The following is a 12,516-nucleotide window of genomic DNA, read 5'->3' as shown; positions in this document are numbered from 1 at the left end:
TCGTTTCTCGCAATTAATTCCTGAGTTTCTTGGCCAACCGCTCGATCTGGCCACGCACGGAGGCATCGATCACCCGATCCCCCGCACGGACAAACACGCCACCGATGAGATCATGATCGACCGTCACGGTCATCCTGGCCTTCCGGCCCAGGGCATCGTCCAGGGTCCTGCCGAGGCTGGCCTGCTCCTCCGCGGTCAGCTCGAAGGCCGACGCCACCTCGACGTCGACATGGCCCTCGTCCTCGGCCTTGAACGCGGCATAGAGCGCCGCGATCTCCCCGGCCAGGTTCAGCCGCTGATTTCTGATGAGCAGGCGGGCGAAGTTCTGGCCCTCCGGATTCAATCGCCCCTCGCACAAGCCGAGGAAGGCCTGCGCCAAGGCCTCGCGACGCACCCTGGGATTTGCCAGCGCGCGCTGCACGCGCGCGTCGGCGGTGACTGCGGCGAGAAAGGCCAGCTGATTGGCCCATTCGTCGGCGGCGCCGGTTTCCTTGGCCCGCCGGAAGGCGGCCACCGCGTAAGGACGGGCCAATGTCGTCAATTCGCCCATTATTTTTCGCCCAGTGCCTTGCCGAGGTTATCGATGATTTCACTGTGCCGGCCGCGATCGACCTCCTTCCTGAGGATCTGCTCGGCGGCTTCGACGGCCAGCTCGGCCACCTGCTGCCGCAGCCCTTCGCGGGCCTTCTGCACTTCGCGGTCGATATCGGCGCGTGCCGCCGTAACGATGCGCTCACCCTCTTCCCTGGCGGACAGCTTGGACTCCTCGACCAGCTCGCCAGCCCGCTTCTGCGCCAGACCGACGATATCCGCCGCCTGATCCTTGGCCTCGCGCAACAAGCCGCTGGCACGCTTCTCGGCCAGATCCATCTCGTGCTGGCCTCTTTCGGCGGCCGCCAGACCTTCGGCGATCCTCTTCTTCCGCTCCTCCAGGGCCTGCATAATCGGTGGCCACACGTACTTCATGGTGAACCACACCAGAAGCGCAAACGTGATCATCTGGCCGATCAGTGTTGCGTTGATACTCACAGCGCTTTCCCTCGTTACGTCAGTTCGCCGCGCAAGAGCGACGGATTGCCCAAGCTCAACCCTTCAGCGCAGACAGGAAGGGGTTGGCGAAGGTGAAGAACAACGCCAGACCGACGCCGATCATGGTCACGGCGTCCAGCAGACCCGCCACGATGAACATCTTGACCTGCAACAGCGGCACCAGCTCCGGCTGGCGCGCCGCGCCTTCCAGGAACTTCCCGCCCAGAATGCCGAAACCGATGGCGGTTCCGAGGGCGCCCATACCCAGGATGATGCCCACAGCGATGGCGGTCAGGCCCTGTACATTGGCGATCGATGCAATTTCCATTGTTCCTCCAGAGGACAAGCAGTGATTAAAATGAAAGTCGGTCTAGTGATCTTCGTGCGCCAGACTCAGATAGACGATCGTCAGCACCATGAAGATGAATGCCTGCAGGGTAATGATCAGGATGTGAAACACCGCCCAGGGGAAACTCAGCAGGGGCTGCACGAACCATGGCAGCAAGGCGATCAGGATGAAGATGAGTTCGCCGGCATACATGTTGCCGAACAGTCGCAGCGCCAGCGACACCGGCCGCGCCACCTCCTCGACCAGCTTCAGCAGCAGATTGAAGGGGATCATCCACTTGCCGAAGGGGCTCAGCAGCATCTCCTTGGCAAAGCCGACAGGCCCCTTGACCTTGACGCTGTAGAAAATAATCAGCAAGAAGACCGATATGGACATGCCGAAGGTGGCATTCAAATCCGTGCTCGGCACGACCCGCAGATACTCGAGACCGATGGCCGAACCGATCAGGGGCAGCAGATCCACAGGGATCAGGTCCATGAAGTTCATCAGCCAGATCCACACGAAGATGCTCAGCGACAGCGGCGCGATCAGGGCGCTCTTGCCGTGGAAGGCGTCCTTGACCTGCGTGTCGACGAACTCAACCAGCATTTCGGCGAAATTCTGCAGGGGCCCGGGCACATCCGAGGTTGCACCATCGGCCACCCGCTTGAACAGGAACAGGAAGAAACCGCCAAGCACTGCGGAGAAAAACAGGGTATCGAGATGCAGCGTCCAGAAACCTTCGCCCACCGACAGAGGCGTCAAGTGATGGACGATATACCCCGTCGCCCCACCACCGCCGTGCGCCGCTTCAGCCGCCATGCTCGTTACCCCCATTCATTTCATTTTGCTCCGCGCACCAGCAGCGAGAGCCACAAAACCGACAACACCAAAACAAACCCGGACAACAGCGCCGGAAAATGGACGAACGGCCATTGCAGAACGACCGCGAAGAGGCTCACCGTCAGGGCAAGCTTGACTGTTTCACCAAGATAGAACGACCGCACCACCTGCCTGGCCGTCCGGCGATCATCGCGCACACCGAACCTCCACGCGAAACAGAGATTCGGCACCAGCGCCAGCAAGCCACCCAAGCCCGCGGAAAGCCCCACCCGACCACCCGCGAACAGTGCCCCCAGAAGCCCGGACAGCAGGACGACGAGGCCCTGCGCCAAGAGAATCCAGCGAATGATGGGAAAGAATCGGGGGGACGGTGCGCTCAAGGTCATGGCCGCACAAGTTCGCCGATTCTATCAGCGCCAACCCCGGAGATCAACGATTCAACTCGCCGCGAAAACGGCTCAGCACACCATCCAGCTCATCGAGACTGCTGTAACGGATGATGATCTGGCCGCTCCCCTTGCTGCCGTGCCGGATGGAAACCGGGGCGCCGATCCGCGCGGAGACATCGTCCTCCAGACGGCGGATATCCGGGTCCTTCGCCGTCACCGCCGCAGACCTTGCCGGCCGGCCAGCGACCGCCGCCTCCTTCATCGCCTGCACCAGAGCCTCGGCGGCGCGCACATTCAGCTCGCCCTCGACAATCTGTCGCGCCGCCTGGAATTGCTGCACCTCGGGCAATCCCAGCAAGGCGCGGGCATGCCCCATGTCGATGCGCCCCCCGGCCAACAGCGCCTTGACGTCCGCCTGCAGGTCGTTGAGACGCAGAAGGTTGGTCACCGCCACCCGGGACTTGCCCACCGCATCGGCGAGTTGCTGATGGGTCATGCGGTATTCGTCCAGCAGGCGCTTGAGCGCCTCGGCCTCCTCCAGCGCATTGAGGTTCTCTCGCTGAATGTTCTCGATCAGTGCGATGGCGAGGGCCGCCTGATCGGAAACCTTCCGCACGACCACGGGAACCTCGGCCAGCCCCGCCAATCGCGCGGCACGCCAGCGCCGTTCGCCGGCGATGATCTCGAACCGCTCGGCCTCGACTTCCCGGACCACGACCGGCTGCACGATACCCTGGGCGCTGATCGAATCGGCCAGCTCCTGCAATTTGACGGGGTCGATATCCTTCCGCGGCTGAAAGGCGCTCGGCGAGAGCCGGTCCAGCCCCACCAGCCTGAGCCGCTCCGAGCTCCCCGCCTCCAGCTTGGCCCCGCCGAGCAGGGCGTCCAGCCCGCGCCCCAGACCTCTCTTCTTTGCCGACATTGATGTGTTTCTTCGAATGGTTCTACTGGTTGCGCCGAACGATTTCCTCGGCAAGCGCAAGATAGGCCTGAGCCCCCTTGGAGCCCCGGTCATACCGGACGATGGACAGGCCATGACTGGGCGCTTCGGCCAAGCGAACGTTGCGCGGCACGATGGTTGCGAAAACCTTGTCGCCGAAATGCTCCAGCAGTTGCGCGGAAACCTCCGCCGCCAGCCGGCTGCGGCTGTCGTGCATGGTCCGCAGCAATCCCTCGATATGGAGCTCGGGATTGAGCATTTCCTGCACGTTCTGCAGCGTGCCGACCAGGTCCGACAACCCCTCGAGCGCGTAATATTCGCACTGCATCGGGATCAACACGCTGTCGGCCGCAACCAGGGCGTTGAGTGTCAGCACATTCAGCGCGGGCGGACAGTCGATGAGAATGAAATGATAATCATCGCGGCAGGCCGCGAGCGCCTCGGACAGCACACGCTCGCGGCCGATGCGCTGCATCAGCTCGACCTGCACCGCGGTCAGGTCGGCGTTTCCAGGAAGAAGGTCGAGCCCCTCCTCGTCGGTGCTGACGATCGCGTCACCGATAAAGGTCCGCCCCGCCAGCACCTCATAGGCGCCATGACCACGTTCGTGCTTGTCGACACCGCATCCCATGGTGGCGTTGCCCTGGGCATCGAGATCGGCGAGCAAAACCCGATACCCCAGCGTCACCAGAGAGGCCGCCAGGTTGACACTGGTGGTGGTCTTGCCGACACCGCCCTTCTGATTGGCGATCGCAATGATCTTGCCCATGGCCGGTTACGCCCCGATCTCGATCAGATGGCGCTCCGCCTCCAGGCCCGGAACAGACAGAGGGTGAACGCGCAGCATCTCGGCCTGCTGCAAGCGCGCCATCTCATCGACCGGCAGACGACCCTTGAGCGCCAGCAGGCGCCCCCCCGGTCGCAGCAAGCGACGCGTCAGCGCCTGCATCACATCCAGTCCCGCAAACGCCCGCGCCAACACCACATCGAAGCCCTGCGCGGGCACGTATTCCTCTACTCGCATGGCCTCGGCCTGCACATTCTCCAACCCCAAGGTCAGGATCACCTGTTTCACGAATCGAATCTTCTTGGCGCTGCTGTCCAGCAGCACAAAGCGTTTTTGCCGCAAGGCAATCGCCAGGGGAATACCCGGCAGACCTGCGCCGGTGCCAACGTCGAGTACCGCCTCTCCGGCCAGGAACGGCGCCACCGCCAGACTGTCGAGCAGATGCCGATCGACCATGGCCAGCGACTCCCTGATCGCGGTGAGATTGTAGGTCTCGCCCCATTTTCGCAGCAGCGCCAGGAACGCCAGCAAGTCACGGATCTGCGCGGCATCAAGCGCCAGATCCAGACGGATGAGCCCCGCAGACAGGCGCTCGTGCAGAGCATCTTGCGCCGTCACGCGGTCTTTTTCTTCAGATGGACCAGCAGCAAGGACACCGCGGCCGGCGTCACTCCCGGAATCCGGGAGGCCTGCCCCACGGTCTCGGGCCGCTGGGCCCTGAGCTTTTCACGCACCTCGTTGGACAGCCCGACCACGTTGGCGTAGTCCATCTCATCGGGCAGGCGCCAGTGCTCGTAGCGCTGCAGGCGCTCGATCTCGACCTGCTGCCGGTCGATGTAACCCTGATACTTGACCTGGATTTCCACCTGCTCGCGCACAGACTGCCCGACGGTTTCCGCCGCCATGGGCATCAGCGCGACGACCTGATCGATACCGACTTCCGGTCGCCGCAACAGCTCCAGCAGGCTGGCCTCGCGCGTCACCGCGCCCCCCAGCAGCAGCGCCACCGCTTCGGCCAGTGGCGAGTTGGGCCGCACCCACTCGCCGGCAAGCCTGTCCCTGAGGGACGCCACTGCGTGCTGCTTGGCCTCGAAAGCCCGCCATCGCGCGTCATCGACCAACCCCAGGCGGCGCCCCGTCGGGGTCAGACGCAAATCCGCATTGTCCTCGCGCAACAGCAGACGATATTCCGCCCGGCTGGTGAACATGCGGTAAGGCTCCACCGTGCCGCGCGAGATCAGATCATCGATCATGACACCGATATAGGCCTCTGCGCGATTGGGCGACCAAGGCTCCTGCCCCTGGGCCTGGAAGGCCGCATTCAGCCCGGCGACCAGCCCCTGCGCCGCTGCCTCCTCGTAGCCCGTGGTACCGTTGATCTGCCCGGCGAAGAACAGCCCCGCCAGCTGCCGCGCCTCCAGGGATGCCTTCAAGCCACGGGGATCGAAGTAATCGTATTCGATGGCATAGCCGGGGCGAGTGATATGGGCACTCTCGAACCCGCGCACCGACCGTATCGCCTGGTACTGGACATCGAACGGCAGGCTGGTCGAAAAACCGTTGGGATAGATCTCCCGCGTTTCGAGCCCCTCCGGCTCGACAAAGATCTGGTGCGAGTCCTTCTCGGCAAAACGGACGATCTTGTCCTCGATTGAGGGGCAGTAGCGTGGCCCGACGCCCTCAATCACCCCGGCATACATGGGCGAACGGTCAAGGCCAGCGCGGATGATCTCGTGCGTGCGCTCGCAGGTGCGGGTAATGAAGCAGGAAACCTGCCGCGGGTGCTCCTCGCGCGCGCCGAGAAAGGAAAATACGGGAACCGGCTCGTCGCCGGGCTGCTCGGTCATCCTGTCGTAAGCGAGCGTTCTACCGTCCAGTCGCGGCGGCGTACCGGTCTTGAGACGCCCGACCGCGAACGCCAGCTCGCGCAGGCGCGCCGAGAGATCATTGGCAGGCGGATCGCCCATGCGGCCGCCTTCGTAATTGTTGAGCCCCACATGGATGCGGCCGGCAAGGAAAGTACCCACCGTCAGCACCACACAGGGCGCCGTGAAGCGCAGGCCGATCACGGTACGCACGCCGGCGACACGCTCGCCCTGCACCAGGAGGTCGGACACGGTCTGCTGGAAGAGATGGAGGTTCGGCTGACATTCCAGGGCCTGTCGCACCGCTTGGCGATACAGCACCCGGTCAACCTGGGCGCGCGTCGCGCGGACCGCAGGCCCCTTGCTGGCATTGAGGATGCGGAAGTGGATGCCCGCCTGGTCGGCGGCGCGGGCCATCAGCCCACCGAGGGCATCGATCTCCTTGACCAGGTGCCCCTTGCCGATGCCGCCAATGGCCGGATTGCAGCTCATCTGTCCCAGGGTCTCGATGTTCTGGGTCAGCAGCAGGGTTCTGCAGCCCATGCGGGCGGAGGCCAGCGCGGCTTCGGTACCGGCATGTCCGCCACCGACCACAATGACATCGTAAGCTTCTGAAAACGGCATATGGAGTAAGAGGCAGACCCGATTCCTAGCAGGAGTACATTACACCATGCGGGGCCCTGCCTGCACGCGGAACCTCAACGGACACGGCCCATGCACCCCCCATGCTACAATCCGGGCGACCCCAATGATTGCCGAAAGGGCCGATCCATCGTGTTTCAGCATCCCTTCCGATTCATACTCGCCGCGCTGATCGTCAGCGCCGGTACAGGCGTCCAGGCGGAGAACGGAGCGATCCCGCCGCCGCCCCCGATTGCCGCGGCGGCCTACATCCTCATGGACGCCAACAGCGGACGCGTACTGGCCGAGCAGAACGCCGACACGCAGCTCGAGCCAGCCAGCCTGACCAAGATGATGACCGCCTACATCACGTTCGGCGAACTGTCGCAGAACCGGTTGCAGCTGGACGACATGGTAACCATCAGCGCCAAGGCCGCCAGCGCCGAGGGTTCGCGCATGTTCGCCGAACCCGGCAGCAGCGTGGCGGTCGAGAATCTGATCAAGGGCATGATCATCCAGTCCGGGAATGACTCCAGTATCGCCCTCGCCGAGCGGATCGGGGGTGACGAAGTGCGCTTCACCGAACGGATGAACGAGACAGCCAGACAGCTGGGGATGACACAGACCCACTATGTCAACAGCATGGGACTTCCCGCCCCCGACCACTACACCAGTGCCCGCGACGTGGCCACCCTAGCGCGGGCACTGATCCGGGAATTTCCGGAATATTACAAATGGCACGCCATCAAGGAGTTCACCTACAACAACATCAAGCAGGGGAACCGCAACCGCCTGCTGTGGCAGGACCCGACGGTGGACGGCATCAAGACCGGACATACCAAGGGTGCCGGCTATTGCCTGGCAGCGTCCTCCGTGCGGGACAACATGCGCCTGATCTCGGTCGTCATGGGCGCCAAAAGCGACAAGCTGCGCGCCAGCAGCAATGCCGACCTGCTGAATTATGGCTTCAAGCATTTCGAGACGCGCCAGCTCTATCAGGGCAAAATCAAGCTGACCGAGGCGCATGTCTGGAAGGGCGCGCAATCCAACATCCCCGCGGGACTCCGGCAGGACTTCCATGTCACCTTTCCCCGCGGCCAATATGACGGCCTCAAGGCCAGCATGGAAGTCGACAACAAGAGTATCGCCCCCATCGACGCCGGCGCCCGGCTTGGCGAGGTCAAGGTCACCCTCAACGATCAGGTCATCGCCCGTGATGATCTGGTGGCACTGGAATCCGTCGCCAGAGGCGGCCTGTTCAAACGCCTGTTCGATGAGTTGGCGATGTTAATCAAGCGCTAGGGAGACCAAGGCAGCAATGACAGATATGGATATGCAGGTTTACCTCAACGGCGAGTTCCTGCCACTGGGCGAAGCCAAGATTTCGGTGCTCGACCGCGGGTTCCTGTTCGGCGACGGTGTCTACGAAGTGATCCCGGTATACGGCGGCAAACCCTTGCGCCTGACCGAGCACCTGCGGCGACTGGACCAGAGTCTGGCCAATATCCGCATGCAGCCGCCGCTGACGGACGAGGCCTGGTCCGCCATCTTCGATCGCCTGATCAGTGGCACACATGACCAGTCGATCTATCTGCAGGTAACCCGGGGAGTGGCCACCAAGCGGGATCATGCCATCCCCGCGGGCGTCGCGCCCACCCTCTTCGCCATGTGCACGCCGATTGCCCCCCCGCCTCCGGCGGGCATCAGGGCGATCACGGTCGAGGACATCCGCTGGAATCGCTGCGACATCAAGGCCATCACCCTGCTGGCCAACGTGCTTCTCCGCCAGCAGGCCCTCGACACCGGCGCTGCAGAAGCCATCCTGATCCGCGACGGCAAGGTGCTCGAGGGCGCCGCCAGCAATATCATGATCGTCCTTGGTGGCACGCTGGTAACGCCACCCAAGGGAGCGGCCATTCTGCCCGGCATCACCCGCGATCTGGTGCTGGAACTCGCAGCGGCCCAGGGGGTTCCGACGGAAGAACGTACGATCGACCTGAGCGAACTGGGGCAGGCCAGCGAAATCTGGATGACCAGCTCGACCCGCGAGATACTCCCGGTCATCGAACTGGACGGCAAACCGGTCGGCGAGGGCAAGGCCGGCCCGCTGTGGGCGGTATTGCAGTCCGCCTATCAGGCATACAAGCAAATGCTCAGGGAGTCCGCGCGGGCCGGCTGAGCCGCCCATTCCCCAACAGCACGCCCGCGCTCCGGAAGGCCGGCGCCACCGGCCTTCCGGCCCATGACCCGAATACAGCGGATCGCCATCATGACCGACAACCACGAAACCCTGCTCGAGTTTCCCTGCGAGTTTCCGATCAAGGTCTTCGGTCATACGCACGCGGAGTTCGAGTCCCAAGTGATCGCCATCATCCTTCGCCATGCCCGGCTTGCCGAGGACAGCCCGGTGCAGTCGCGCAAGAGCCAAGGCGGCAAATACGATGCAGTCACCGTCACCATCACCGCCACCAGCAAGCCCCAGCTGGACGCCATTTACCTGGACCTGACCGCCAGTCCAGACGTCATCATGGCGCTCTGAGCACCCCGAGATCCGTCATGGCCGAGAGCCCCCGCCAGGATGACGGCATCAACAGCCCGCCCGAGGAGCACCTGCGGCAGCACCTGCTAGAAATCGTCGAGCTGCTCAAAAAACAGAAGCTGGAGGAAACCATCATCCAGCACCAGACCATGCCCCATCACGACCTGGTTGAGACGCTGATGCACAAACAGCATCAGGTGGCCATCAAGCAGAAGCTGGACAACCTGCACTCGGCGGACATTGCCTACATCCTTGAGGCCCTGCCGCTGGAGCAGCGCCTCATGGTGTGGAACCTGGTCAAGTCCGAGCTGGATGGACAGATCCTGCTCGACGTTTCGGATGCGGTTCGCGAGACACTGATTTCCTCGATGGACAAGAGCGAGCTCCTGTCCGCCACCGAGCAGCTCGACACCGACGAAATCGCCGACCTGGCCCCGGATCTCCCCGAGGAGGTGATGCAGGAACTGCTGCAGAGCCTCAACGACCAGAATCGCCAGCGCCTCGAATCGGTGCTGGCCTATGGGGGCGACAGCGTGGCCGCACTGATGGATTTCGGCATGGTCACCATTCGCGCCGACACCACCCTCGGCGCCGTGCTGCGCTACCTGCGGCGCCGCGGCGAGCTGCCGGAACACACGGACAAGCTGTTCGTTGTCGACGAAAACAGCATCCTGCAGGGCGTGCTCTCCCTCAAGCGACTGGTCACCCACAGCTCCGACCGCAGTGTGGCATCGGTGATGGCCAGAGACGTGGTCTTTTTCCGCCTGGATGACAATGCCGAAGACGCGGCCCGGGCCTTCGAGCGCTACGACCTGCTGTCGGCACCCGTGGTGGACGAGCAGCACCGCCTGCAAGGGCGTCTCGGTATCGACGTCATCGTCGACCTCATCCGCAAGAAATCCGACGAGGACCAGCTGGCAGAGGCCGGACTCCTGGAGGATGAGGACATTTTTTCCGGCGTATGGAAAAGTGCCAGCAACCGCTGGCTCTGGCTGGCCGTGAACCTGGTCACGGCCTTCGCCAGCACCCGCGTCATCGGTCTCTTCGAGGACACGATCGTGAAGATTGTCGCACTGGCCTCGTTGATGCCCATCGTGGCCGGGATTGGCGGCAACACAGGAAACCAGACCAGCATACTGATCGTCCGCTCGATCGCACTGGGACTGATCAATTCGACCAATACGCGGCGCCTAATCGTCAAGGAGCTTCTGATCGGCCTGCTCAACGGAGTGGTCTGGGGCGCGGTACTGGGGCTGCTCGCCTATGGACTCTACGGCAACACCCAGCTCGGCCTGGTCATGATGGCCGCAACCCTGTTGAACTTGGTCGTGGCCGCCATCACCGGTCTCGCCATTCCCCTGATTCGCCACCGCCTTGATCTGGATCCGGCCATCGGCACCAGCGTGCTCCTGACGGCGATGACCGATGGCATGGGGTTTTTCATCTTTCTCGGCCTGGCCAAGCTGTTTCTCGACAAGACGCCTTGAGTGCCATTCACATTCGCCAACTGGGTCTGACGGATTTTGCAGCTGTCTGGGCAGAGATGCGAGCATTCACCCTCGCCAGATCGGCGAATGCCCCGGACGAGATCTGGCTCACGCAACACTCATCTGTTTATACCCTAGGATTGAACGGTAACCCTGCCCATCTGCGGGAGTCTAGCCATATCCCGCTCGTCAGAACGGACCGCGGCGGCCAGATCACCTGGCACGGTCCGGGACAGCTGGTGGCCTACACACTCATCGACCTCAAGCGAGCCGGCTTCGGTATACGCAGCCTGGTCGACCGCCTGGAATCAGCCGTCATCAACACCCTGCTTCCGTTCGGAATACGGGGCGAGCGCATTCCTCAGGCGCCCGGCGTCTATATCCAGGGGGCCAAGATCGCGTCGGTCGGGCTGCGCATCGTGCGAGGGTGTAGCTACCATGGACTCAGCCTCAACATTGATCCCGACCTGAGGCCATTTCTGGCCATCAACCCCTGCGGCTATGCGGGCCTGACGGTCACCAGCCTGGCCGATCAGGGCATTCGCAGCTCCGTGATGGTCTTGATGCCATCTCTGCTACTGTCACTGATGGATGCACTCGGCTACCCATCCATCGAAAACCAAGCCCACTGAACCCAGCTGCCGACTCCCATAACCATGAAATACTCTGAAAACGACCCGACGGCACCTTCCCGCAAAAGCCCGGAAACGCATCACCGCAATCAGGACAAGGTGAAGCGCATCCCCATTCAGCCCATCACGATTGAAGCCACGCCGCGCAAACCGGCCTGGATACGTACCCGACTGGGGAATGAAGCCAAGGTGCGGGAAATCAAGCAAATCCTGCGCGCCCATCAACTGCACAGCGTCTGCGAGGAGGCTGCCTGCCCCAACCTGTCCGAGTGCTTCGGACATGGAACGGCCACGTTCATGATCCTGGGCGATCTTTGCACGCGCCGCTGCCCATTCTGCGATGTGGCCCATGGACGCCCGAAACCGCCCGATCCGGCTGAGCCGGAGCATCTCGCGCAGACGGTGCGTACCTTGGGACTGAAATACGTGGTCATCACTTCGGTCAACCGCGACGACCTTCGCGACGGCGGGGCCCGGCATTTCGTTGACTGCATCGCCTCGATCCGGACGCATTCACCCAGCACCCGCATCGAGATTCTCACACCGGATTTTCGTGGACGCCAGAACATCGCGCTCGATCTGCTCGCTCTTGCGCTACCGGATGTCTTCAATCACAACCTAGAAACCGTACCGCGCCTCTACAGATCCGCCCGACCCGGGGCTCATTACGACCAATCCCTGGACCTGATTCAATCGTTCAAGCAGCGCCACCCGCACGTCATGACCAAATCCGGCCTGATGCTCGGCCTCGGCGAAACCTCTGACGAGGTCAAGACGGTGATTGCCGATTTGCGCCGGCACGGCTGCGACATGCTGACGATAGGCCAATATCTGCAACCCAGCCCTGCCCATCATCCGGTGCTTCGCTTCGCAGAACCGCGGGAGTTTGAGGAACTGGCAAACTTTGCCAGGGAGCTGGGATTCTCATCCGTCGCCAGCGGCCCCATGGTTCGCTCGTCCTATCATGCCGACGCCCAGGCCGTAGCTTTGATGGCATAGACCGGGTATCGTCAGCCGCCTCATCATTCAGGCCCCAGCGAGCCAGCCATACCCAAT

15 protein-coding genes are annotated in these 12,516 nt (G+C 62.9%); 6 read left to right on the top strand and 9 right to left on the bottom strand.

What is annotated here, in order from left to right:
- Window positions 1-13: 13 nt before the first annotated feature.
- Genes ACYQ1H_RS06965 through mnmG form a run of 9 tightly spaced genes read right to left on the bottom strand, consistent with a single transcriptional unit; the run spans window position 14 to window position 6,805 of the window.
- Entirely contained in the window at window positions 14-550 is a 537-nt protein-coding gene (locus ACYQ1H_RS06965; protein WP_460027322.1) for a F0F1 ATP synthase subunit delta, read from the bottom strand.
- Window positions 550-1,029, bottom strand: a complete 480-nt coding sequence (locus tag ACYQ1H_RS06960; RefSeq protein ID WP_460027321.1) for a F0F1 ATP synthase subunit B — start codon at window positions 1,027-1,029, stop codon at window positions 550-552. The genes ACYQ1H_RS06965 and ACYQ1H_RS06960 overlap by 1 nt, the downstream gene beginning before the upstream one ends.
- Before the next feature lie 55 nt (window positions 1,030-1,084).
- Complete coding sequence (atpE, locus tag ACYQ1H_RS06955; RefSeq protein ID WP_460027320.1) at window positions 1,085-1,357, bottom strand: F0F1 ATP synthase subunit C; 273 nt, start codon at window positions 1,355-1,357, stop codon at window positions 1,085-1,087.
- 42 nt (window positions 1,358-1,399) lie between these two features.
- The gene (atpB, locus tag ACYQ1H_RS06950) at window positions 1,400-2,179 is read right to left on the bottom strand and encodes a F0F1 ATP synthase subunit A (protein ID WP_460027319.1); all 780 of its coding nucleotides are present in this window, start codon (window positions 2,177-2,179) and stop codon (window positions 1,400-1,402) included.
- 20 nt (window positions 2,180-2,199) lie between these two features.
- Window positions 2,200-2,580, bottom strand: coding sequence for an ATP synthase subunit I (locus ACYQ1H_RS06945; RefSeq protein WP_460027318.1), 381 nt, complete (start codon window positions 2,578-2,580; stop codon window positions 2,200-2,202).
- Between the two features lie 49 nt (window positions 2,581-2,629).
- Window positions 2,630-3,511 (bottom strand): ParB/RepB/Spo0J family partition protein, encoded by an 882-nt coding sequence (locus ACYQ1H_RS06940; RefSeq protein ID WP_460027317.1) that lies wholly within the window; start codon window positions 3,509-3,511, stop codon window positions 2,630-2,632.
- A gap of 22 nt (window positions 3,512-3,533) precedes the next feature.
- Window positions 3,534-4,298 (bottom strand): ParA family protein, encoded by a 765-nt coding sequence (locus tag ACYQ1H_RS06935; RefSeq protein WP_460027316.1) that lies wholly within the window; start codon window positions 4,296-4,298, stop codon window positions 3,534-3,536.
- 6 nt (window positions 4,299-4,304) lie between these two features.
- Window positions 4,305-4,934 (bottom strand): 16S rRNA (guanine(527)-N(7))-methyltransferase RsmG, encoded by a 630-nt coding sequence (gene rsmG, locus ACYQ1H_RS06930; RefSeq protein ID WP_460027315.1) that lies wholly within the window; start codon window positions 4,932-4,934, stop codon window positions 4,305-4,307.
- The gene (mnmG, locus tag ACYQ1H_RS06925; RefSeq protein WP_460027314.1) at window positions 4,931-6,805 is read right to left on the bottom strand and encodes a tRNA uridine-5-carboxymethylaminomethyl(34) synthesis enzyme MnmG; all 1,875 of its coding nucleotides are present in this window, start codon (window positions 6,803-6,805) and stop codon (window positions 4,931-4,933) included. The genes rsmG and mnmG overlap by 4 nt, the downstream gene beginning before the upstream one ends.
- A gap of 150 nt (window positions 6,806-6,955) precedes the next feature.
- Here mnmG and ACYQ1H_RS06920 point away from each other — a divergent pair, with 150 nt between their 5' ends.
- The 6 genes from ACYQ1H_RS06920 to lipA all read left to right on the top strand — a co-directional run bounded on the left by ACYQ1H_RS06920 (window position 6,956) and on the right by lipA (window position 12,459).
- A complete protein-coding gene (locus ACYQ1H_RS06920; protein ID WP_460027313.1) occupies window positions 6,956-8,104 on the top strand; it encodes a D-alanyl-D-alanine carboxypeptidase family protein in 1,149 nt (382 codons plus the stop codon).
- Window positions 8,105-8,129: 25 nt separating this feature from the next.
- On the top strand, window positions 8,130-8,981 hold the full coding sequence (locus ACYQ1H_RS06915; RefSeq protein ID WP_460027354.1) for a D-amino acid aminotransferase: 852 nt from the start codon (window positions 8,130-8,132) through the stop codon (window positions 8,979-8,981).
- A 63-nt stretch (window positions 8,982-9,044) separates the two neighbouring features.
- Window positions 9,045-9,341, top strand: a complete 297-nt coding sequence (locus ACYQ1H_RS06910; RefSeq protein WP_460027312.1) for a YbeD family protein — start codon at window positions 9,045-9,047, stop codon at window positions 9,339-9,341.
- Between the two features lie 17 nt (window positions 9,342-9,358).
- Complete coding sequence (gene mgtE, locus ACYQ1H_RS06905) at window positions 9,359-10,828, top strand: magnesium transporter (RefSeq protein WP_460027311.1); 1,470 nt, start codon at window positions 9,359-9,361, stop codon at window positions 10,826-10,828.
- Complete coding sequence (lipB, locus tag ACYQ1H_RS06900; protein WP_460027310.1) at window positions 10,825-11,460, top strand: lipoyl(octanoyl) transferase LipB; 636 nt, start codon at window positions 10,825-10,827, stop codon at window positions 11,458-11,460. The genes mgtE and lipB overlap by 4 nt, the downstream gene beginning before the upstream one ends.
- 24 nt (window positions 11,461-11,484) lie before the next feature.
- Window positions 11,485-12,459: a lipoyl synthase gene (gene lipA, locus ACYQ1H_RS06895; RefSeq protein ID WP_460027309.1), complete on the top strand. Its 975-nt coding sequence runs from the start codon at window positions 11,485-11,487 to the stop codon at window positions 12,457-12,459.
- Window positions 12,460-12,516: the final 57 nt, after the last annotated feature.

The sequence above is a fragment of the Methyloparacoccus murrellii genome (genome assembly GCF_054657115.1).
Note: the sequence above shows the minus strand (reverse complement) of the source record. Positions and strands in the feature narration are given on the sequence as shown.